The organism is Arthrobacter sp. CC3, from assembly GCF_039907775.1.
Taxonomy (GTDB): domain Bacteria; phylum Actinomycetota; class Actinomycetes; order Actinomycetales; family Micrococcaceae; genus Arthrobacter.
In genome coordinates, this window is record NZ_JARCCY010000023.1 from 1 (window position 1) to 20,399 (window position 20,399).

General features: G+C 66.3%; 21 protein-coding genes. 10 read left to right on the forward strand and 11 right to left on the reverse strand.

From position 1 onward, the window contains the following. The 8 genes from PV761_RS14495 to PV761_RS14530 form a co-directional block, all read right to left on the reverse strand. A partial coding sequence (locus tag PV761_RS14495) for an alcohol dehydrogenase catalytic domain-containing protein (RefSeq protein ID WP_347897744.1) occupies positions 1-359 on the reverse strand: 359 nt, incomplete at its 3' end. Further along, positions 359-1,129, reverse strand: a complete 771-nt coding sequence (locus tag PV761_RS14500; RefSeq protein WP_347897746.1) for an SDR family oxidoreductase — start codon at positions 1,127-1,129, stop codon at positions 359-361. The genes PV761_RS14495 and PV761_RS14500, both read right to left, overlap by 1 nt. Positions 1,130-1,266: 137 nt before the next feature. Next, positions 1,267-2,208 (reverse strand): 2-hydroxyacid dehydrogenase, encoded by a 942-nt coding sequence (locus PV761_RS14505; protein ID WP_347897748.1) that lies wholly within the window; start codon positions 2,206-2,208, stop codon positions 1,267-1,269. Positions 2,209-2,252: 44 nt separating this feature from the next. After that, complete coding sequence (locus tag PV761_RS14510) at positions 2,253-3,002, reverse strand: SDR family oxidoreductase (RefSeq protein WP_028269812.1); 750 nt, start codon at positions 3,000-3,002, stop codon at positions 2,253-2,255. 95 nt (positions 3,003-3,097) lie between these two features. Continuing rightward, positions 3,098-4,435: an MFS transporter gene (locus PV761_RS14515; protein ID WP_347897751.1), complete on the reverse strand. Its 1,338-nt coding sequence runs from the start codon at positions 4,433-4,435 to the stop codon at positions 3,098-3,100. Positions 4,436-4,490: 55 nt separating this feature from the next. After that, a complete protein-coding gene (locus PV761_RS14520; protein WP_347897753.1) occupies positions 4,491-5,504 on the reverse strand; it encodes a biotin-dependent carboxyltransferase family protein in 1,014 nt (337 codons plus the stop codon). Beyond that, positions 5,501-6,226 (reverse strand): carboxyltransferase domain-containing protein, encoded by a 726-nt coding sequence (locus PV761_RS14525; RefSeq protein ID WP_347897755.1) that lies wholly within the window; start codon positions 6,224-6,226, stop codon positions 5,501-5,503. Before PV761_RS14525 ends, PV761_RS14520 begins: the two co-directional genes overlap by 4 nt. Before the next feature lies 1 nt (position 6,227). Then, on the reverse strand, positions 6,228-7,016 hold the full coding sequence (locus tag PV761_RS14530; RefSeq protein ID WP_347897757.1) for a 5-oxoprolinase subunit PxpA: 789 nt from the start codon (positions 7,014-7,016) through the stop codon (positions 6,228-6,230). 487 nt (positions 7,017-7,503) lie between these two features. Here PV761_RS14530 and nac point away from each other — a divergent pair, with 487 nt between their 5' ends. Both nac and PV761_RS14540 read left to right on the forward strand, forming a co-directional pair. Next, on the forward strand, positions 7,504-8,424 hold the full coding sequence (nac, locus tag PV761_RS14535) for a nitrogen assimilation transcriptional regulator NAC (RefSeq protein ID WP_028269807.1): 921 nt from the start codon (positions 7,504-7,506) through the stop codon (positions 8,422-8,424). A gap of 159 nt (positions 8,425-8,583) precedes the next feature. Beyond that, complete coding sequence (locus PV761_RS14540) at positions 8,584-8,781, forward strand: hypothetical protein (RefSeq protein ID WP_197024900.1); 198 nt, start codon at positions 8,584-8,586, stop codon at positions 8,779-8,781. Positions 8,782-8,943: 162 nt separating this feature from the next. Here the strand turns inward: PV761_RS14540 and PV761_RS14545 are convergent, their stop codons facing one another. Together PV761_RS14545 and PV761_RS14550 are read right to left on the reverse strand one after the other, a co-directional pair. Then, positions 8,944-9,621, reverse strand: a complete 678-nt coding sequence (locus PV761_RS14545) for a 4-carboxy-4-hydroxy-2-oxoadipate aldolase/oxaloacetate decarboxylase (RefSeq protein ID WP_028269805.1) — start codon at positions 9,619-9,621, stop codon at positions 8,944-8,946. Between the two features lie 25 nt (positions 9,622-9,646). Beyond that, on the reverse strand, positions 9,647-10,855 hold the full coding sequence (locus PV761_RS14550; protein ID WP_347897760.1) for an aspartate transaminase: 1,209 nt from the start codon (positions 10,853-10,855) through the stop codon (positions 9,647-9,649). 237 nt (positions 10,856-11,092) lie between these two features. Here PV761_RS14550 and PV761_RS14555 point away from each other — a divergent pair, with 237 nt between their 5' ends. The 8 genes from PV761_RS14555 (at position 11,093) to PV761_RS14590 (ending at position 19,586) form a co-directional block, all read left to right on the forward strand. Further along, the gene (locus tag PV761_RS14555; RefSeq protein WP_347897762.1) at positions 11,093-11,629 is read left to right on the forward strand and encodes a hypothetical protein; all 537 of its coding nucleotides are present in this window, start codon (positions 11,093-11,095) and stop codon (positions 11,627-11,629) included. A gap of 331 nt (positions 11,630-11,960) precedes the next feature. Then, positions 11,961-12,737: an FCD domain-containing protein gene (locus PV761_RS14560; protein ID WP_347897764.1), complete on the forward strand. Its 777-nt coding sequence runs from the start codon at positions 11,961-11,963 to the stop codon at positions 12,735-12,737. Between the two features lies 1 nt (position 12,738). Continuing rightward, positions 12,739-13,461 (forward strand): hypothetical protein, encoded by a 723-nt coding sequence (locus PV761_RS14565; RefSeq protein WP_028269801.1) that lies wholly within the window; start codon positions 12,739-12,741, stop codon positions 13,459-13,461. A 220-nt stretch (positions 13,462-13,681) separates the two neighbouring features. Beyond that, positions 13,682-15,049, forward strand: coding sequence for an MFS transporter (locus PV761_RS14570; protein ID WP_347897766.1), 1,368 nt, complete (start codon positions 13,682-13,684; stop codon positions 15,047-15,049). 34 nt (positions 15,050-15,083) lie between these two features. Continuing rightward, positions 15,084-16,475 (forward strand): FAD-dependent oxidoreductase, encoded by a 1,392-nt coding sequence (locus PV761_RS14575; protein WP_347897768.1) that lies wholly within the window; start codon positions 15,084-15,086, stop codon positions 16,473-16,475. Between the two features lie 53 nt (positions 16,476-16,528). Next, the gene (dapA, locus tag PV761_RS14580; RefSeq protein ID WP_347897770.1) at positions 16,529-17,416 is read left to right on the forward strand and encodes a 4-hydroxy-tetrahydrodipicolinate synthase; all 888 of its coding nucleotides are present in this window, start codon (positions 16,529-16,531) and stop codon (positions 17,414-17,416) included. Between the two features lie 22 nt (positions 17,417-17,438). Beyond that, a complete protein-coding gene (locus PV761_RS14585; protein ID WP_347897772.1) occupies positions 17,439-18,929 on the forward strand; it encodes an aldehyde dehydrogenase family protein in 1,491 nt (496 codons plus the stop codon). A gap of 234 nt (positions 18,930-19,163) precedes the next feature. Next, positions 19,164-19,586, forward strand: coding sequence for a hypothetical protein (locus PV761_RS14590; RefSeq protein WP_347897774.1), 423 nt, complete (start codon positions 19,164-19,166; stop codon positions 19,584-19,586). A gap of 22 nt (positions 19,587-19,608) precedes the next feature. Here the strand turns inward: PV761_RS14590 and PV761_RS14595 are convergent, their stop codons facing one another. Continuing rightward, positions 19,609-20,394, reverse strand: coding sequence for an alpha/beta hydrolase (locus PV761_RS14595; protein WP_347897776.1), 786 nt, complete (start codon positions 20,392-20,394; stop codon positions 19,609-19,611). Positions 20,395-20,399 lie beyond the last annotated feature (5 nt).

The window sequence follows — 20,399 nt, forward strand, 5'->3', positions numbered from 1 at the left end:
GTGCACCCCGGTGAGAGGTTGGGCCGGTCCGCCGGGTACCGGGCCGCGCCCGGGCCGGGCGTGGCCGGATGGACAGCAACCGGGGTCCCCGCGGCCGGTCCGGTGCCGTCCGCCGCACCCTGCAGCACGGTGCCGACAATTTCGTGCCCCAGCACCAGCGGCGCCTTCAGGATCGATTCCCCGGCCGCGCCGTGCAGCCAGTAATGCAGGTCCGAACCGCAGATACCGCCGTAAGCCACTTCGATGACGGCCTCCTCCGGAGCAGGCGTGCCAAGACGCACGTCCTCGATCCGGAGGTCACCGGCCGCATGCGCCACCACGGCCGGGCCGCTGGCAGGAAGCTGGTAAACACCGCCCATCAGACCACCACCGTCATTCCGCCGTCAATGAAAATGGTCTGCCCGTTCACGAAGTCCGAGCCGCTGGAGGCCAGCCACACCGCCGGACCGGCCAGGTCCTGCACGGTCCCCCACCGGTGCGCCGGAGTCCGGCCCAGGATCCAGGCGTTGAACTGCTCATCGTCCACGAGGTTCTGCGTCATCTCGGTATGGATGTAGCCCGGCGCGATCCCGTTGATCTGCAGGCCCGAGGCCGCCCACTCCGCGGTCATCGCCCGGGTCAGGTTCCGCAACCCGCCCTTCGCCGCGATATACGGGGCGATCGTGGGCCGGGCAAGGTCGGTCTGCACCGAACAGATGTTAATGATCTTCCCCCGCCCGCGCGGAATCATATGCCGCGCCGCCTCACGCCCCACCAAAAACGCGCTCGTCAGGTCCGTGGAGATCACCCGCTCCCAATCCGCCACATCCAGCTCCAGCATCGGCACCCGGTGCTGGATCCCGGCATTATTCACCAGGATCTCCAACGGACCCACGTTCTCCTCCACCCACGCCACACCCCGCGCCGCCTCGGCATCGGACGTGACATCGAACGCGCAGCTGTGCACCCGCCCCGGTGGATACCCGGCCGCCATCGCAGCCTCCGCCGCCTTCAACCGCTCAGCATTGATGCCGTTCAACACCACCGTCGCCCCCGCATCCGCCAATGCCCGGGCCAGCGCATTACCGATCCCCCGGCTCGAACCGGTCACCAGGGCAACACGCCCCGTCAGATCAAAAAGTGAATTCATGGAAAGAGCAGCTCCTTCGCCGCGGTCTGCGCGGTATCGCGCTGGTAGTAGGTCGTTGGTGGCGCGAACGTACACTTGCGGCCCTTCGAGGAGGGGCGCCAAGTGTCCGTTCGCGCTTGGTGGGTGGGCGCTTGTGGCTAGAAGCGGCCTCTCTGCACCAGGTTGGCCGGAGCCTGCCCGGCGGCCAGGGCTTCGAGCTGCTGCCTCAGGAGCTTCAGGATCCGGGGCTGGAACGCCGACGCGTTGCCGCCGATGTGGGGCGTGATCAGCGCGTTCGGCGTGGACCACAGCGGGTGGTCCTGGGGCAGCGGTTCGGGATCAACGACGTCGAGCGCGCACTGCAGGCGCCCGGACAGGACTTCCTTGGTCAGGGCAGCCGTGTCCACCACGGAACCGCGGCCCACATTGACCACCAGGGCACCGTCCGGGAGGGCGGCGAGGACTTCTTCGCCGATCAGCTGGTGGGTCTGCTGGTTCAGGGGCAGCACGGAAACCAGGATGTCGTGCGACGCGGCGAGCGCGGTCAGTTCGGAAGACCCGTGAACCTCGCCGTGCTCATCCGTGCGCGCAGAGCTTCCCACCCGCGTGACGGCGACCTCGAACGGCGCCAGGCGCAGGGCAATTTCATGCCCGATCCCCCCGACACCCACCAGCAGAACCCGCCGGTCCGCCAGCGACTGGCGCCGTTCCGGCCGCCACATCCCGTACTGCGAATCGCGGACGGCCTGGTCGATGCCGCGCAGCTTCGCCAGGATCAGCCCCACGGCCAGTTCGGCGGTGGCGGCGGCGTGGACGCCGGAGGCGCTGGCCACGCCGGCCGCCGGACCGGCGGCCTCGATCACGCCGTCGTATCCGGTGGACTGCGTCTGGACGTACTTGAAGTTGGGCACGCCGGCAAGGGACCCCAGCACGGCGGAAGCGTCGATGTACGGAAGGATGACGCCGTCGATCTCACTGAGCGTCCCGCCGTCGGGATCTGCCTTCAAGTCCCACACCACTCCCCTCAGCCCTTCGGGAAGGGGCGAGAGGTCGTCCAGGAGCTGCTGGTCGGGGAAGCTGACGGTGCGGACTGTTTGCATCGGGAAAACCTGTTTCAATCGGTGGCGGGTTGGGGCGGGGGCCGTTAGCGGCGGTCGAAGGTGAGGCCGCCGGGGACCTGGAAGGTTGGCATGAGTTCGAGCATGCCGACATTAACGTGGCGTGGTGTTTCGATCGCGTAGTCCATCGCGTTGACGATGTCGTCCGTGGTCAGCGATTCGTACCCTTCGTAATACGTCTTCCACGCCTCTTCCATGGCTTCGGGAGTGCCGCCCATGTTGCGGCCGAAGATCTCCGTTTCGACGCGTCCGGGGCAGATTTCGGTGACGCGGATGCGCTTGCCCACCGTGTCGTTGCGCAGCTGCCGGGAGACCTGGTGCACTGCCGCTTTGGTGGCGTGGTAGACCGTGTGGCCGTAGAAGTTGTACACCCCGGCGATGGAGCTGATGTTGATGACGTGGCCGCGGTCCCGCTCCACCATGCCCGGCAGCACCAGCCGGGTCAGCTGCAGCAGGCCGCGCAGGTTGACGTCCACGAGTTCGTCGATGTCGCTCTCGCTGGAGTCCAGGATGTTCCCCGGCCGGGACACCCCGGCGCAGTTCACCAGGACATCCACTTTAAGATTTCCGACGGCGGCAGCCAGCGCCGCCGTGTCGGTCAGGTCCACCACATGGGGAATCGCACCGGTCTTGTCCGCCAGTTCGGTCAGGCGCTCCTCGTTGCGGGCGAGGGCGTGGACGGTGAGTCCCCGCTTGGCCAGGCGTTCTGCGATCGCGGCGCCCATGCCGGTGGATGCGCCGGTGACGAGGGCAGTTGAATAGTCTGAGAAAGGCATGGAAGTCTCCTGTGGGTGCAGCGCAGTTGATGCCCCGCAATTGGTGCAGTGCACTGCCGGCGGGGGCAGTGCACTGCTGTTCGGATGGGTGGGGTTTAGGCGTCGCGGAGGGGCAGGTGCGCCCGGTCCTTGACAGTGCTGACGGCGGCGAGGGTGCCCAGTGCCGTGATCACGGCGTAGAAAGCGGGCATGTAGATGTTGCCGGTGGAGGAAATGAGCCAGGTCATCAGCAGCGGTGCGGTGCCGCCGAAGAGTGCCGAGGAGATGTTGTAGCCCAGTCCGTAGGCGGAGTACCGGACGCGGGTGGGGAACAGTTCAACGATGAGGATGTGGATCACTGCGGTGTGGCCGGCGAAGACGACGGCCATGATGCAGGCGCCCAGGATGGCCAGCGCCATTTCTCCGGTGGCGATCAGGGCGTAGGAGGGGATGCCGAGGACTGCCATGGCGATCGCGGAGCCGGCGATGACCTTCTTGCGTCCCACGCGGTCGGAGAGGGCGCCCATGAACGGGATGGCGATGCAGATGACCACCAGGCTGCAGGCGGTGACGAGGAGTGCTTCGCCGATGGTGAAGTTGAGCTGCTTGCCCTTCAGGAAGGTGGGCATGTAGGAGAAGAGGACGTAGTAGCCGGAGCCGTTCATCAGCGGGATGAACAGGGCCAGGAGCATGGCGCGGCGGTGTTCGGCGGAGGCGAAGGCTTCCTTCAGCGGGTTCTGGGACAGCCCGCCTTCTTCCTTGAGCTTCTCAAAGTTCGGGGTGTCGCTGATGGCCTTGCGGATGTACCAGCCGATGACGCCCATGGGGATGGCAACCAGGAACGGGATGCGCCAGGCGAAGGCACCGAAGCCGCCGCCGTCGATGGCTGCCTGGGTCAGCCAGGGTGACATGGAGTAGGCCACGAGCGTGCCGGTGAGCAGGGCTGCGAAGGAGGCGATCTGGGCGTAGGAGGTGATGATGCCGCGCTTGCCTTCCGGTGCGTGCTCGGCGAGGAAGGTCATGGCGCCGGCGGCTTCACCGCCAACGGAGAAACCCTGCAGCATGCGGAGCAGCACCAGGAGGATCGGGGCGGCAATGCCGATGGCCGAGTAGGCCGGCAGCAGGCCGATGCCCGCCGTGGCAACGCTGATCAGCAGAATGACGAAGACCAGTAGCTTCTGGCGCCCGATGCGGTCCCCCAGGAACCCGCAGACCACGGCGCCGAGGGGGCGCACGAAGAAGGACACGGCGTAGCCGGCGAAGACAAACAGCAGGGCGTTGTCCGGGTTGCCTGGCGCCAGGAAGACGAGGGCAAGCGTTCCCGCCATGAAGGCGAAGATGCCGTTGTCGTAGAGCTCCACGAAAATGCCGACGCAGCCGGCCGTAACAACTTTGCGGGTCTGCCTGCTGCTGAGCCGCTCTTGCGGCTGGGCCGCGTGCGTAGAAGTTGACATGGCTTTCCTTACTAAGGGGGATGGTAACAAGGCTTTGGATCTGACGCGAGGGGTGTTAGGTTCCGGCCGCCGGGGCGAACTGTTGCCAGCCCGGCCGGCTGCCGATGCCGAGGAGGGCAAAGACTGTGCTGACGGTGGAACGGAGGTTTTCCAGCTCCCGCAGGGCCGCCCTGTGCTTCGCCGTGGCGTCGGGGACGGTGGTCCTGCGGAAAGTTATGGTGTGGCCCGGCCTGGCCTGGGCCAGCACATCCAGCGAGCGGGTGGTGACCACTGCGAGGACCGGATAGCCTGCGGTAACGCCGCGGCCCCGGTGCAGCACCAGGAGTTCATCCCGGGACGGCACCTCGATCGCTCCGACCGGGACGCCGCGGGACAGCACTTCGGCGCCCGACTGGCGTTCGGGGAGGTCCCCGCCTAGGCGCAGTCCGATGTGGTTGCTCCGGGCGCTGACGGTGTATTCGGTGCTGTAGAGCAGGTCCGCGGTGTCGCCGAATTCGTCCACGTCGGGCCCGTCCGTGACCTCCACCACCGCATGGCTGCTGAATTCGGGCCGGGTCAGTCCCAGCCGGAACAGCGGGAGGTCGAAGTACGGTTGCCGGATCGGCGGGACGCTTCGCGAGGTCTTGAGTTCGGTGCCGTCGGTCAGTCGAAGACCGAAACCGATGACGGTGTCCGGGGCGCAGCTTCCCAGGAGGACGGGTGCCTCCACCGAGCCGTGGACGGCAAGGTAGGCGCGGAGTCCGCCGGTGATCTGGCGCAGCGCCACGGTTTCCCCTGCCCGCACGGAGATCGGTTCCCATTGCTGGCATTCGCGCCCGTCCACCGTGAGCCGCAGGGGTGCTCCCGTGACGGCGACAAGGATGTCGGTGCTGGCCCGCATCCGGAAATCCAGCGCGGTAATCTCCAGCAGGGGCGCGCTGTCCGCATTACCGGTGAGGATGTTGGCCGCGCGTGCGGAGAACTGGTCCAGTGCACCGTTGACGGGCAGCCCGAACCGGGGTCCGCGGAAACGGCCGAGGTCGGTGACCACGGAGTTGCCGGACTGCTGGATGACCAGGGAGCCGCTCATCGTGCCGCCTCCAGTTTCCGGCCGGCGTAGGTGGCGAATTCTTCGGCCCGGATCTGGTGGAACCTCAGCAGATCGCCGGGAACATAGGGAACCAGCGGTTCGCTGGTGACGTCCAGGACTGCCAGCGGCGTCTGGCCGATGACGCACCATCCGCCGGGGGCCATGGCCGGGGCGATGACTGCCTGCCGGCCCGCGACGGCCACGGCACCTGCCGGGACGGACAGGCGGGGGTCCTTCAGCCGCGGCACGGGGAGCGGAAAATCGGGGCCGTCCATCATGGGCGAGCCGGCAGGGGCGCCAAGGCAGCGGATCACGTAGGACTTTGCAGTGTGCAGTGCGATGATCTCCTCGACCGGCAGCTGCTCGTGCTCTGCCACGCGTTCCAGGTCCGGACCGTATTCACCGCCGTACACCACGGGGACGCTGAACTCCCGCGGAGCCCGGGCCGGGGCACCGATGAAGTCGAGCTGGCGCATTCCCAGCAGGACAAAGGCACGGACCTGGCGCGCGGAGGTGACCCCGGGATCGAATTCCACGAGCAGGGAGTCATAGGTGGGCACGGCGCCGTGGACGCCCTCGGCCCCTGCAGCCTCCAGCCATCCGGCGAGGGCATGGACGGTGCTCCAGTTGGCCTCGCGGTCCGGTGACGACGCGACGACGCGCAGTGCGGCGTCCCCGGACTCGAAGACTTCCACCGGGGTCGGCGTTGCGGTGGCGGGCATGTCAGGCTGCCTTCACTTTGGCGGCCAGGACCTGCGCAACGGGGGCGATGGTCACGCCGGCGCGTTCCAGTTCGGCGCGGACTGTGCGGGCCAGCTGGACGGCGCCGGGAGTGTCACCGTGCAGGAGGACGGTGTCGGCGACGATCCGCAGGTCGGTCCCGGCCACCGTTTCGATGAGCCCTTCGCAGACCATCCGGATGGTGCGGTCCACAATAGCCGACGGATCGTGGATGACGGCGCCGGGGCGGCTTCGCGGCACCAGCGTGCCGTCTGCCTCGTAGGCGCGGTCGGCGATGCCGACGATGGCGACCGGGAGTTGCCGCAGCGCGGCGGCGTCGGCAAGTTCGCCGTCCTGGGCCAGGACGATCAGGTCCGGCTTGATGCGGGCGGCGGCGTCCGCCACGGCTTCCGCATAGTCGGCGCGGGTGGCCACCAGGTTGCCGAGGCGTCCGTGCGGTGCGATGTGGGCGACGCCGGAGCCGTGGTACGCGGCGAAGGCGCTCAGTGCGCCGAACTGGTAGAGGATGTCGTTGCGGACTTCGTCGGCGGTGAGGTCCATGGCCCGGCGGCCGAAGCCCCGGAGGTCGGGGAAGCTCGGGTGCGCCCCGATGCTGACGCCGCGCCGCACGCATTCGGCGACAGTGGCGTTCATGATGTCGGGGTCTCCGGCGTGGAATCCGCAGGCGATGTTGGCGCTCGAGACCACCTCGAGCAAGGCCGCGTCGTCGCCCATCGAGTAGGCGCCGAAGCCTTCTCCGAGATCTGCCACGAGATCAACTGTGGGTCCCATGTGAGCCCTCCTGGGATGTTGGCTGCACAGCTGCGCAGCGGGGCGCAGAGTTCAGCTTCCGGTAGTGAAGTGAATTCCGGGAACCTGCCCGGTACGGGGCTTGCGGTCCGGCAGCCCGGACTGCCGGGCTTCTGTCAAAAAGTCTGGCATTGCGAATTGGCTCACACAAAGACGTAATCCATGTCACGGGATAGGCGCTGGTTATGACGGGTGCGCCGTAGGGTGCTGCCATCATTCGTGCCACCTCGTTTCAATCATCAGGCTCCGCCTTGTCACCGCGTTTTCGCGAATACATTCAAGGTAGGGACCGTATATTTCAGAAATGTAAAAGGGAACGGCTTCCCCGGTAAATCCCATTAGCATGCGAAATGCATCTGACGTCATCGTGAAATTGCATATCAACCCTGCGGGTAGAATGTACGATTAATGAATTGGCATCCGGTTATGACCTTCCCGGGGTCTGGACGCCGCGAAGAGAGAAGGCACCATGGATACGCGGAAGCTTGCGTACTTTGTCCAGATTGTGGATTCGGGCAGCATCACCAAGGCCGCAGCGGCGCTGCACGTGGCGCAGCCTGCCCTGAGCCAGCAGGTGTCGGCACTGGAAACCGACCTCAAGCAGCGGCTCCTGATCCGCAGCAAGCAGGGCGTCAAGCCCACCGCCGCGGGGCACACCCTGTACCGGCATGCCCAGTCCATCCTGCGGCTGGTGGAGCAGGCACGCCAGGACGTTGCCGCGTCCGGAGCCGCGCCGTCCGGCCGCGTCTCCATCGCGATCGCGCCGTACAGCATGGCCTCCAGCCTGACGCCGCGGATCATCGGCGAAGTGGGCCGCCGGTACCCGGAAATAATCCTGCACGTCACGGAAATTTACGGCGGCGTCCTGAGCGAGGCCATCAAGAACGGCCGGCTGGACATGGCGCTCATTTACGAGCCGGGCCCCATCCGCGGCGTTCAGTTCACCACGCTGATCGTGGAGGACCTGCATTTTGTGGTGAACGCCAACAGATCCGATGTGGCAGCCGGAAAAGGTGAAATTTCGCTGGAGGACGTGGCGCGTTTCGGGCTATTCCTTCCCGAGAAGATCCACACCCTGCGGCAGGTTGTCGAAACGGGATTCACCAGCAAAGGGCTCACGCTCCAGTTGGTGGGCGAGGTGGAGTCCGTGCCGTCCCTGGCCCGGCTCCTCCGCGCAGACCTGGGCGCCACCATCATGCCCAAGTCGGCCGCGGACGCCCTGTTCCATGAGGAGGACTTCCATGTCCTGCGGATTGTGGATCCGGCGCTGCAATGCAAAATCGCGCTGTGCACCCCTGATCACGACCCCCTCTCGGAAGCCGCCTCTGCGGTCCTGCTGGTCCTGAAGGAAATGCTCCAGGAAATGCTGAGCAACAAATACGCGCGGTAATCCGTCCATAGCATCCGCTTATTAGGCCACTCATCATTAGTCTTAGTATCAGGGCGCTCCCGAATCTAGAATTAAAGGGAAGCCGAGGAATTGCGGCAGTTACTTTTGTAATGAATTTATTGGGAGGCCGCCGTGAAAAAGATCAGCACTATACGAAGAATGTCCGACACACGCCCGGGACTCGCGGCCAGAACAGGTTTCCACTGCCCGGCCAACGGCTTTTGGCGCCCCGAGGACCGCTCCACGGATGCCGTCTTCATCTTCGAAGGCAGCATCATGCCGGCAGGAAGTGCCGGATCTACGGTCTGGTATTTGGAGGGCACGGCCGCTGCCCAGCCCCGCCACCCGGCCCGGTAGGTTCCCAACGCCACAGGGACAGCGCGAACTGGCAGCTAATGCCCCCAAATCGGTGATTTGGGGGCATTAGCTGCTTGTTCGCGCCGTCGTCCCGCACGCCAATGCCGCCGCACGGGAGATTTTCCCGTACGACGGCGGTGCTGCCGCGGCTGGCGCGATCGGTCAGGCCTCTTCGACGAGCAGTCCCTTGGACTTCAGGACGTCGGTGAGGTTGCACAGCTCGATGGTGGTTCCGCCGGCCTGGTAGAGGCTGATGAGTTCGCGCTCGGCGTCGTCGCGCTCCTGCGAGAGGCGGATGACTTCCTCGATCTCGTCCTTCCGGACCACCACCACGCCGTCCGCGTCACCGCGGAGCACGTCGCCGGGGTAGATGATCTCGTCGCCGAAGACCACGGGGTGGTTGATGGGGCCGATGGTTTCCTTCACGGTGCCCTTGATGGAGATGCTGCCGGAGAAGACGGGCAGCCCCAGTTCGATGAGGTCCTGGGTGTCGCGGACGCCCGAGTCGGTCACCAGGCCGGCGAGGCCCTTCGCCTTCATGGCGTTGCCGAGGACGTCGCCGAAGGTTCCGGCTTCCTCGTACTCCCCTGCCGCGGCCAGGATGACGTCCCCGGCTTCGGCGTAGTGGATGGCCACCTGCAGCATGAGGTTGTCCCGCGGGGCGCAGCGCACGGTGACGGCCGGGCCGCAGAAGGACATGGCGCGGTCGATCGGCTTGATCCTGGAGCTGAGGGCGCCCTTGCGGCCCTGTGCCTCGTGGATCGTGGCGGACGAGAACTTCGCGAGGCGGCTGACCGCGTCGGCTTCGGGTCGTTCGATGGTGGTTTTGACGTGGATCACGGCGTTTTCCTTCGGTGGGTTTGGATCAGTTGAGGGCCCGGACGGCCTTGTCGATGGCCGCGATGGACTCGTCGATGACGTCGAGGCTGGTGGCGTAGGAGATGCGGAAGTAGGGTCCCAGCCCGTAGGCCGATCCCTGGATGACGGCGACGGAAGCCGCCTCGAGGAGGTAGAGGGTGAAGTCCTCGTCGGTGGCGATGACCTGCCCCTCGGTGGTGGTCTTCCCGATGACTCCCGCACAGTTGACGTAGGCGTAAAAGGCGCCTTCCGGCGTCGTGCACGACAGCCCGTCGACGGCGTTGAGCGCCGCGACTGCCGCATCGCGCCGGCCGCGGTAGGTCTCGAGGCTTTCCTGCACGAAGCGCTGGCTGCCCGTGAGGGCGGCGGCAGCGGCGGCCTGGCTGACGGAGGACGGGCAGGAGGAGATCTGCGACTGAAGCTTGTTGATCGCGGCGATCAGCGGGGCCGGTCCTGCTGCGTAGCCCAGGCGCCAGCCGGTCATGGCGTAGGCCTTGGACACGCCGTTGACCGCCAGGATGCGGTCCTTCAGTTCCGGGGCCACCTCCACCAGGCTGGAGAGCTTGCCTGTGCCGAAGTAGATCTGGTCGTAAATCTCGTCCGTCAGGATCTGGACGTTCGGGAAGCCGGCCAGGACCTCGGCCAGCGCGCGCAGTTCCGCCGGGGAGTAGACGGCGCCGGTGGGGTTCGACGGCGTGTTCAGGATGACCCATTTGGTGCGCTCGGTGAGGGCCCCGGCCAGTGCCCCGGGTGTGAGCTTGAATCCCGCCTCCTCACCGCAGGCAACGATCACCGGCGTGCCCTCGTTGGCGAGCACCATGTCCGGGTAGGAGACCCAGTACGGGGCGGGCACCACCACTTCGTCGCCGGCGTCCAGGGTGGCCATGAAGGCGGTGAAGATCACCTGTTTGGCGCCGCCGCCGATGGTGATCTCGGCGGGGGTGTAGTGGATGCCGGTGCGCAGCTCGAGGGTCTGGAGGATCGCATGCTGCAGGGCGGGGGTTCCGGTGACGGACGTGTACTTGGTTTCCCCGCGGGTGATTGCTTCAATGGCGGCCGCTTTGATGTGTTCCGGGGTGTCGAAGTCCGGCTCCCCGACCGTCAGGTCCAGGATCCGGCGCCCCTCCGCCTTCAGCTCTCGCACGCGGGCCGCGGCGGCCACGCTGGCGGATGACTTGATGCGGGACACCCGTGATGCAGGTTCAAATTTAGGCATGGTCTCTTCCTACGGATTCAGGAGGGAGCGGTACTCGCTTCCTTCGACCCTAGGGAATCCTGGCGCGTCTGGATAAGACCTAAAGTGCGTGGACGGATAAGCGTCCCTTATGGCCCGCGCCCACATTTTTTGGTTATGGCTCCACGCAGGATTGGTATTTCCGCGGGCGGATTCTTGTGTCTAGCGTTTTAGGTACACCGGCCCGCCTGGCGGGATTTCCGACCTGAGGAGTGCCATTTGGCCGTTCTGCACCCCGTTGATTTACCCGCGGCCGACGGCGGCTTCTACCGTTACCGGGGACGGCGGAAGGCTGACCGGACTGCTGTCCAGGCGGAACGCCTCCGTCAGCTCCTCCGCGAGGACCGGCAGCGGATTTCGTTCAATGCCAGCAGCATGCGCGCCCTCTCGATGCGACTGAACCAGCACGTCGCACAGGCGCTGTGCGACGGGTTGAAGATCACCGCACTCGCCAAGGCGGCAGGGCTGTCCCGCTGGGCTGTTCGGACCATCGGCCTGTCCAGTGACGACCTGGCGCCGTCAGGGTTGCCGCCCGCCCAGCAGCTTGCGGCGATTGGTTCGTTGAAGTCAGAGCTGGCCTCACTCGAGGCCTCGAAGGCGGACCTGGAGGGGCGCCGGCTGAAGCTCCTCGCCGCGGCGCGCAGGCTGGGCGTCATGGACGATTACGAGCTCGCGGCGCTCAGCGGGCTCCAGAGTGAGGCGATCCGGAAGATGACCTGGGGGCTGCAGCCCGAGCCGGGAGTCATCCCGGCTTAGCGGGCGGACGACGGCGGCGGCGGGCGGACGACGGCGGCGGCGGGCGGACGACGGCGGGACCTCCCGCCGTCGTCCGTTTTGCGTTGAGTACGGGCCACCTGAACCATTGGTATGACTCCCGGGAGCCATGCGCCCAACACGGCCAGCGCACTAATCCAGGTTGTTCTCCGCCGTTTCCGGCCCGCACCGATTTAATACTACGAACTTCGGTTACCCCGCCGCGGGCCGTTCCCTCACCCAAAACCGGAAATATGCAAGGATTGAAGGTAATAGGGAACGGCCGACGGCGGCCGCCTCCCGCTTCGGATGGACCGGCAGGAGGGCCCCGGGAATGCAGAGCACGGCGCTGTCCACGCGTTCACTGGATCTTCTGTTGCTGCTGCGGGGCAGCGAGCCCGAGGGGCTGGGCCGCGCCGACCAGGTCTCGTACCAGATTGAAACCGCAATCCTGATGGGCATCCTGACCGAAGGCGACCGGCTACCCACGGAATCCGTCCTTGCCGGAGAGCTGGGCATCTCGCCGATCACCCTTCGCCAGTCCCTTGCCGCCCTCCGGACCAAGGGCCTCATCGAAACCAGCCGCGGCCGCAGCGGCGGAAGCGTCATCCGCCGCCAGATCGAACTCACGGACACACAGCTGCAGCACAAGCTCCGGGATACCAGCACTGAAGCCCTCCGAGACCTCGGGGACCTGGCGGCCGCCATCTCATCCATGTCCGCCCGGCTGGCCGCCGGCCGCGCAGACCCTCAAAATGTTGAGCATCTGGAAGAGCTGGTGACGCGCCACCGGGACACCGCCGATGAACGGGCCCGGCGGCGCATGGACGCCCGGTTCCATGTGGCCATCAGCATCGCTTCCCAATCCAGCAGGCTGACCTCGGCGACGCTGCAGCTTGAAGCCGAGCTAATGACCCTTTGGTGGGGAGACCCCGGCCAACCAGGCAACGAGGGTGACCTCGTCGAACAGCATGCGTCGATCGTCGAGGCGATCCGAAAGCGGGACGCCGACGCAGCGGCCACAGCGGCCGAGCATCACAGCCGGAGCGGAACGGAATATTTGATCGAGCAGCATCTCAGGCTGACGATGCAGGCTGAAGGAAGTGTGTGACGTGGAAACCGTAAGCGAGGCCCTCCAACGGACGGTCGACACCGTCTCCTCCAGCATCAGCGCAGTCTTCGCGGACCTCGAAGAAGTCGCCGGCGCGGTCACCGCAGCGGCACAAGCTGCGTCCGGGGTCCCCCGCCGGAGCGACTACCTGTTCCTGCGGCAGGACTTGGCGAACTTCATCAAGCTGCACTCGGACCTCATCATCGGCGCCGGGATCGCCTACGCCCCCGGCAGCCTCCCGGAGGCACCGCATTGGCTGGAATGGTGGCGGGCACAGCCCAAGGGCGAGCCCCGCTTCGTCACCCACGACCTCAACCCGGACTCGCTGAACTACTACGACTACACCGGACGGGAATGGTTCACGCTTCCCTCCGCCGCCGGCCACCCGCTGGCAGTGGGTCCCTACGTCGATTTCGGCGGCATCAACGTCAGCATCATCACCCTCTGCGTCCCCGCCGCCACCCCCCAAGGGACCCACATCCTTGGGTGCGACCTCACTCTGGCGAACCTCGAAGGAGTCTTTCTCCGGGCGCTTCAGCTCCGTGACCCGGCGGTGGTCCTGCTCGGACCCAACGGCCGGGTCATCGCGTCCAACAACGCACGCATCGCAACAGGCACGCTGCTTCTCGAAGAAGACCTGAAGCGGGCCGATCTTTCCCTCGACGTCTCCCCCGCCGGCAGCCCCGCGCGCCTGCCCTGGAAGCTGATCAGCCTCAAGAAATAGGCGCCAGAAGGCCACCGGAACCCGCGTCAGCTCGACGCGGGTTTTTTTGGTTCCCAAAAAGCTATTGCATTAATCATACAATGATGTATCTTTTATATGTGACCAGGCGCACAACCCCCGCCTTGAAAGCATTTTCTTAGACCGCTCAACCCGCGAAACCCGGCCTTCGCTGCCGATGAAGACAGCGTTCGGGCAGGGATTCTCCAGCAAAGGAAAAGCAATGTCCCATGTAGTTGATGACGCGCCCCTGTCGTCATTCCACAAGAAGCTGGCCCTGTACTCCTCAGGCGGCCCGTTCGTTGACGGATACATCCTCAGCATCATCGGCGTGGCAATGATCCAGATCACCACGAAGTTCAACCTCTCCCCGTCGGAACAAGGCCTGATTGGGGCGGCCGCCCTGGCCGGCATCTTCTTCGGCGCTTTCCTGGGCGGCTGGCTGACAGACAAGTTCGGCCGGCACCTGCTCTTTACCGTTGACCTCATCGCCTTGGTCGCTTGCTCCGTCGCCCAGGCCTTCGTCAACGACGCCTTCTGGCTGATCATCCTGCGGTTGCTCATCGGCTTCGCCGTGGGCGCCGACTACCCCATTGCCACATCCCTGCTGGCGGAATTCACGCCCAAAAAGTGGCGCGGGCCGCTGCTTGGGGCCTTCGTCACCATGTGGTTCGTCGGTGCCGCCGTCGCCTACATCGTGGGCCAGTTCCTGCTCACCTTTGAAGACGGCTGGCGCTGGATGCTTGCCAGCTCGGCCGTCCCCGCCCTCATCATCGTCCTGCTACGGATGGGCACCCCCGAGTCGCCCCGCTGGCTGGTGAAGGTCGGCCGGCTTGAGGAAGCCAACAAGGTTCTCAAGCGCGTCTACGGCCCCAACGTCACCCTCGCGGACCTGCCTGAAGAGTCCGGCGAAAAGGTCAGCGTCGGCCAGCTCCTGAAGTCCGGCTACGGCAAGCGGATGGCCTTCATCACCATCTTCTGGACCTGCTCCATCGTCCCGCTCTTCGCTGTTTACGCCTTCGGCCCGGCCATCCTTGAAGCCCTCAAGCTCGGCGAGGACCTGGCCCACGTAGGCTCCGCGGCCATCACCGTAATGTTCCTCGTCGGCTGCCTGGTGGCCGTGTTCCTCGTCAACAGGATGGGCCGGCGCCCCCTAATCATCCACAGCTTCCTCTGGAGCGGCCTGGCCCTCCTCGCCATGGGAATCTTCCCCGACGCTGACACCTGGATCATCATGGCGCTCTTTGCGGCCTACGCGCTGCTCATCGGCGGCACGCAGATCATGCAGTGGGTCTACCCCAACGAGCTGTTCCCCACTGAGGTGCGCGGCTCCGCCGTCGGCTTGGCCTCATCCCTGAGCCGCATCGGCGCTGCCGTCGGCACGTACCTTGTCCCGCTGGCCCTGACCACGCTCGGCATCGGAACCACCATGATCATTGCCGGAATCGTCACGCTGATCGGCATGGGAGTCTCCATGGCCTGGGCGCCGGAAACCCGCGGAATGACCCTGGGCGAGGCTGCCGCACTGCCGGGAAATGCCCCCGGCGGTGCCACGGCTAACGTCGCCCTCGGCCACAGCGCAGCCAACTAGTACTTCAAACCAGCCTCACAAGAAAGTCCAAATCATGAAAGACGTAGTTATTGTCGGTGGCGGCCTCGCCGGACTATCGGCGGCCTGGAGGCTGCGGCACTGGGATTCCGTGGTGCTGGAATCAGCCGGGCGTGTGGGCGGGCGGATCCGCTCGGAGCGGCGGGGCGCGTACTGGTTGAACTGGGGCGGCCACGTCTTCGCCGGGGCCGGTTCCTCCACGGATGCCTTGCTCAATGAAGTCGGCGTGACGGCCGTCCAGATCCCCGGTTCCCTGCAGGCCCTGTCCATGAACGGGAAGTTCATCCGCGAAGGGCACATCGCCACCTATCCGTTCCGCATCCCGATGTCCCTGACCTCGCGGATCGACACCCTGAAGGCTGGAATGAAGGTCGTTGCCGGCGTCGCCAAGTACACCGGTGTGGTGCGGAAGCGTTCGGGTGAATCCGGTGCGATGCGGCAGCAGCGCATCTATGACTTCGAGAACGACAGCTCATTCCAGGACTTCACCGGAAACCTGTCCGAGGACGCGGCGGCACTGTTCAAGACCACCGTCACCCGCTCGGCCGGGGACATGGACCAGATCTCCGCCGGCGCCGGCATCGGGTACTTCAGCCTGGTCCTGGGCATCGGGCAGGGCCTGAGCCAGGGCATCGTGGGCGGCCCGTCCACCCTGACCGAGTCCATCGCGGCCGCCCTCGGGGACCGTGTCCAGCTCGGCGCCACGGTGCAGGAAGTGATCCACCGGAAGAACTCCGTGCTGGTCCGCTACAGCCAGGGCGGTGTGGACCGTGAAGTCGAGGCCCGCGCCGTGGTCCTGGCGACCACCGCTGATGTCTCGCACAAGATCGGCGTGGACCTCCCGGAAGACCTGCGCGGCGCCCTGTCCCAGATCAAGTACGGCCCGCACGTCAGCACCGCGTTCCTGACCAACGAGACAACGGCCAAGCCCTGGGATGACATCTACGCCATCGCCGCCCCGAAGCGTTCGTTCGCGATCGCCCTGAACCAGGCGAGCATCGTCCGTGGTTCCGAATCCGTGCGGAAGCCCGGCGGGTCCTTTATGACGTTCTCCCCGGCCGCCCTGGGCAAGGCGCTGCTGGAGAAGAGCGATGAGGAAGTGATCGCCACCCACCTTGCCGACCTGGACCAGGTCCTCGGCCACGGCTTCGCCGACAGCGTCGTCGAAGCCAAAACGGACCGCTGGAAGGTCGCGTCCCCGTACTGCTTCCCCGGCCGGGCCAAGCTCCAGTCCACGCTCATGCGCGGCACGGACCGGGTGTTCCTGGCCGGCGACTTCCTCGGCACCCTCTACACCGAAAGCTCCATCACCACCGGCTTCTCCGCAGCCCAGGAAGCCGCCAGCCTGCTCGCCACCGATAAGCAGCGGGCCGCTGCCCCCACCCTGCGCCTGGCCGCAGGCACCTGATCCGGCCCCTGCGCCCGCCCTCGAACCAACACCACCAAGGAGAACAACCCACCATGACAACGCAACTCAAAGGCGTCCTCACCGCTCTGTCCACCCCGTTCAACCAGGACGAAACCATCGACGTCGATACCCTGCGGCGGATCGTTGACCGCTCCATCGACGCCGGCGTGGACGGCGTCGTCGCGGCCGGATCGACCGGCGAGGTCGGCGCTTTGTCCTCGGAGGAGCGCCTGCTCCTGATCAACACGGTCATCGAGCAGGCGGCCGGCCGTGTCCCGGTCATCGCCAACACCGGCGCCACCTCCACCGCCGAAGCCATCCGCCTCTCCCAGGCCGCCGAGAAGGCGGGCGTGGACGTGCTGATGCTGATCACGCCCTACTACGAGCCGCTCTCCCTGGAAGAGACCGTCACCTACATCAAGGACGTCGCCCGCTCGGTGAGCATCCCGGTGATGCTCTACAACATCCCGGCCGTCACCGGGGTCAACCTGGACCCGGCCACCGTCCGTTCCCTGGCCGAGGACGTGGAGAACATCCTGTACATCAAGGACTCGTCCGCGAACTGGGAACAGGCACTGCAGCTGATCCACCACCACAGCGACGTCATTGGCACCTTCATCGGCTGGGACGCCTACCTGTACAGCGCCCTGGCCGAAGGCGCCGCCGGCGTGATGGCGGGCACCGCGAACGTCGTCCCCAACGAAATCGTCGCCGTCAGCCGCCGCATCGCCGAGGGCGACCTCGCCGGCGCCCTGAAACTGTGGAAGCAGCTCTACCCCGTCATCGACGCGCTCCTCTCTGTCCCGTTCATCCCGTCCGTCAAAGCCGGCCTGACCCTGCAGGGCCTGCCCGCCGGCTCACCCCGCCGCCCCACGGCCGACCTCAACGACGCGGACCTCGCCCGGGTCAAGAACGCCCTTACCGCCCTGAACCAGAAGTAAGAGACAGGACTCCAGGAAAACCATGACCGCCACAGACACAGCATTGTTCACCGTCCGCCGGGCGGCAGCCGCGCCCGCGGCGTCGCTGCCGCCGTTCGGCCAGTTCATCGGCGGGGCGTTCATCCCCTCTACCTCGGACGCAACGGTCGAGGTGGTGAACCCGGCCACCGAAGAGGTCCTGATGCAGGTCCCGGGCGGGTCCCTGGAGGACGTCGACGCCGCGGTCGCGGCTGCCCTCGCGGCCAAGGCCGGCTGGGCAGCAAAGACTCCCCAGGACCGTTCCGCGGTCCTGCTCCGCATCGCGGACATCATCGAGGCCAACCGCGGACTCCTCGAAACCCTGGAAGCGGCGAACACCGGCAAACCCGCCGCCGTGGCCGAAGACGACATCTCCAGCGCGATCGACACCTTCCGGTTCTCCGCCGGCGCCGCCCGCACTTTCAACACCCCCGGCGCGGGCGACTACGCGGAAAACCACACCTCCGTGATCCTCCGCGAACCCGTCGGAGTCGTCGGCGTCATCACCCCGTGGAACTACCCGCTGCTGATGGCCGCCTGGAAAATCGCACCGATCCTCGGCGCCGGGAACACCCTGGTCCTCAAACCCTCCGAGCAGACACCCCTGAGCACGCTCAAACTCGCCGAACTCATCGCCGCCGAAATCCCCGCCGGTGTCCTCAACATCGTCACCGGCTCCGGCCGCGTGACAGGACACCGGATCTCCGAACACCCCGACGTGGACCTCGTCGCCATCACCGGCAGCGTCGGCAGCGGCCAGCAAGTCGCCGCCAGCGCAGCGAACACCGTCAAACGCGTCCACCTGGAACTCGGCGGCAAAGCACCCGTGGTCGTCTTCGACGACGCCGACCTCGAAGCCGCCGCCAAAGGCGTCCGCTCCGCCGGATTCTGGAACGGCGGGCAGGAATGCGGCTCCGCCTGCCGGGTCCTCGTCCACGAATCAGTCGCCGCGAAGTTCACCGAACTGCTCGTCCGGGAGGTCAGCGAAATCACCGTCGGCACCCCCGGCGCGGGCGACGTCGAAATCGGCTCCATGATCTCCAAAGCCCATTACGACAGGGTCCTCGCCGCCCTCCAGGACGTCCGCAACGACGGCCTGACCATCGCCGTCGGCGGCAACGCCATCGAGGGCCCCGGCTACTTCATCGAACCCACCGTGGTGACCAACGTGCCCGCCGGCGCCGCGATCACCAGCACCGAAATCTTCGGCCCGGTGGTATCGGTGGAAACCTTCAGCACCGACGAGGAAGCCATCACCCGCGCCAACGAAACCGTGTACGGCCTCGCGGCCTCGGTCTGGTCCACCAACGCCGCCCGCGCCCTCTCCGTCCCCCGACGGCTCGACTTCGGCACCGTCTGGGTCAACTCCCACCTGGTCATCGCCAACGAAATGCCCTGGGGCGGCTTCAAGGGCTCCGGCTACGGCCGGGACCTCTCCGCCTACGCCCTCGAAGACTTCTCCCGCACCAAACACATCATGTACAACCACGGCTAAAGGCCGGGAACGGGCGACGGCGGGACCTCCCGCCGTCGCCCGTTTGCGTTAACCGTTGTCTCGCAGGCGGGTAGTGGGTAATCTACGGCCAACCGGACTTTCGGCCGCATCAGGCGGCGCCCGGAACGGCGCTGCCGTCAGGGGCTTCGCCCCGTACCTACAAGACGCCCAGTCACCGCACTGGCCGACAATGCGGAACGCAGGACGCCACGCTTCCATTCAAGGGAGAACCTGATGTTAGGCACCAGAAGCTGCCTCGCCGCCGCTCTTGCCGCCACCCTCGTGGCCATGGCCACCCCCGCGCAAGCAGCCCCCGCCACGCTGGTGAGCGCGGGCCCGGGAGTCCTCGTCGCCGACGGCGCGGCAGTGGATGTTCCCGTCACCTTCGTGTGCGACACCGACCCCGCCCTGGTCATGGCAATACCCGTTGTCCAGATCACCCAAAGGGTCAGCGACGGTCGTATCGCAGGCGGCGGCGGGAACGATCAGCTCAGCTGCACCAAACAGACCCAGACAGTCACCATCCGGGTGGTCCCAACCATGATGGCGTTCAACGAGGGTGCCGCCGCAGCGTCGGTTTACCTGCAAACCTGCAGCGCGCAATTCCAGTGCACCGCGGTGATCATCCACACTGAAATAACGCTCGACAATCCGTGAGCGCGAACGGACATGTGTGGCCCTACCCGCTAAGGAACCGCAGCAATAACGGGACTGTGGCGTGCATCGTCCGCAGGTCACCGCCGCTGGCGGCCTGCTCGCCGAGGTAGTCGCCGTGGCCGCCGGGGACGACCAGCAGCCTGGCACCCGGGATCATTCCGGCCATCCGCGCGGCGTACTCGGCGGTGACGATGTCCCGGTCGCCGCTCACCACCAGCGCGGGCGCGGTGACGGTGCCCAGTTCGTGGTCCGACCATCCGGGGAAGTCCAGGATGCGCCGGCGGTCCAGCTCGAAAAGCCGTTCCAGATGGCCGGGTTCCGGGTTGAGGAGCCGGTCGGCGTCCTTGTAGGTGTCCGGCATGTCGTCCAGGGTGGCCTTCGCCATGCCGTCCCAGAACTCGGCAGGGACGGCATCGCGGCTTACGAAGGTGGAGGCGAGGACCAGGCGCCGGACAGCGGCGGGACGCGCGAGTGCCAGGGCGACGGCGGTGTGCCCGCCTGCGCTGAATCCCAGCAAGTCCGCAGTTTCAACGGAGAGCTGTTCCAGAACGGCGAGGATGTCGCCGGCGGAGTTTTCGGCAGTGAGCGGGCGGTCGGTGGGCCGGGTGCGGCCGTGGCCCTCCTCCTCGACGGCAATCACCTGGCGGTGGTCGGCCAGCACCGGGATGAGTTCGCCGAAGTTGGTGCCGATCGTGGAGCCGCCGCCCGGGATGAGGAGAAGCGGCGGCTGGCCGGCCACCGCCTCCCCGTGCACCTCGTAGTACATGCGAAGGCCGTTGTTGTCCGCGTAGCCGTGGGTGGAAGTCACACGGC

What these genes read in the sequence shown, in the direction of transcription:
- PV761_RS14550 (WP_347897760.1), bottom strand. Translation starts at nt 10,855, where the DNA reads ATGCCTAAATTTGAACCTGCATCACGGGTGTCCCGCATCAAGTCATCC.
- PV761_RS14585 (WP_347897772.1), top strand. Translation starts at nt 17,439, where the DNA reads ATGACCGCCACAGACACAGCATTGTTCACCGTCCGCCGGGCGGCAGCC.
- PV761_RS14510 (WP_028269812.1), bottom strand. Translation starts at nt 3,002, where the DNA reads ATGCCTTTCTCAGACTATTCAACTGCCCTCGTCACCGGCGCATCCACC.
- PV761_RS14500 (WP_347897746.1), bottom strand. Translation starts at nt 1,129, where the DNA reads ATGAATTCACTTTTTGATCTGACGGGGCGTGTTGCCCTGGTGACCGGT.
- PV761_RS14515 (WP_347897751.1), bottom strand. Translation starts at nt 4,435, where the DNA reads ATGTCAACTTCTACGCACGCGGCCCAGCCGCAAGAGCGGCTCAGCAGC.
- PV761_RS14560 (WP_347897764.1), top strand. Translation starts at nt 11,961, where the DNA reads ATGCAGAGCACGGCGCTGTCCACGCGTTCACTGGATCTTCTGTTGCTG.
- PV761_RS14540 (WP_197024900.1), top strand. Translation starts at nt 8,584, where the DNA reads ATGTCCGACACACGCCCGGGACTCGCGGCCAGAACAGGTTTCCACTGC.
- PV761_RS14570 (WP_347897766.1), top strand. Translation starts at nt 13,682, where the DNA reads ATGTCCCATGTAGTTGATGACGCGCCCCTGTCGTCATTCCACAAGAAG.
- PV761_RS14590 (WP_347897774.1), top strand. Translation starts at nt 19,164, where the DNA reads ATGTTAGGCACCAGAAGCTGCCTCGCCGCCGCTCTTGCCGCCACCCTC.
- PV761_RS14530 (WP_347897757.1), bottom strand. Translation starts at nt 7,016, where the DNA reads ATGGGACCCACAGTTGATCTCGTGGCAGATCTCGGAGAAGGCTTCGGC.
- PV761_RS14520 (WP_347897753.1), bottom strand. Translation starts at nt 5,504, where the DNA reads ATGAGCGGCTCCCTGGTCATCCAGCAGTCCGGCAACTCCGTGGTCACC.
- PV761_RS14505 (WP_347897748.1), bottom strand. Translation starts at nt 2,208, where the DNA reads ATGCAAACAGTCCGCACCGTCAGCTTCCCCGACCAGCAGCTCCTGGAC.
- PV761_RS14525 (WP_347897755.1), bottom strand. Translation starts at nt 6,226, where the DNA reads ATGCCCGCCACCGCAACGCCGACCCCGGTGGAAGTCTTCGAGTCCGGG.
- dapA (WP_347897770.1), top strand. Translation starts at nt 16,529, where the DNA reads ATGACAACGCAACTCAAAGGCGTCCTCACCGCTCTGTCCACCCCGTTC.
- PV761_RS14575 (WP_347897768.1), top strand. Translation starts at nt 15,084, where the DNA reads ATGAAAGACGTAGTTATTGTCGGTGGCGGCCTCGCCGGACTATCGGCG.
- nac (WP_028269807.1), top strand. Translation starts at nt 7,504, where the DNA reads ATGGATACGCGGAAGCTTGCGTACTTTGTCCAGATTGTGGATTCGGGC.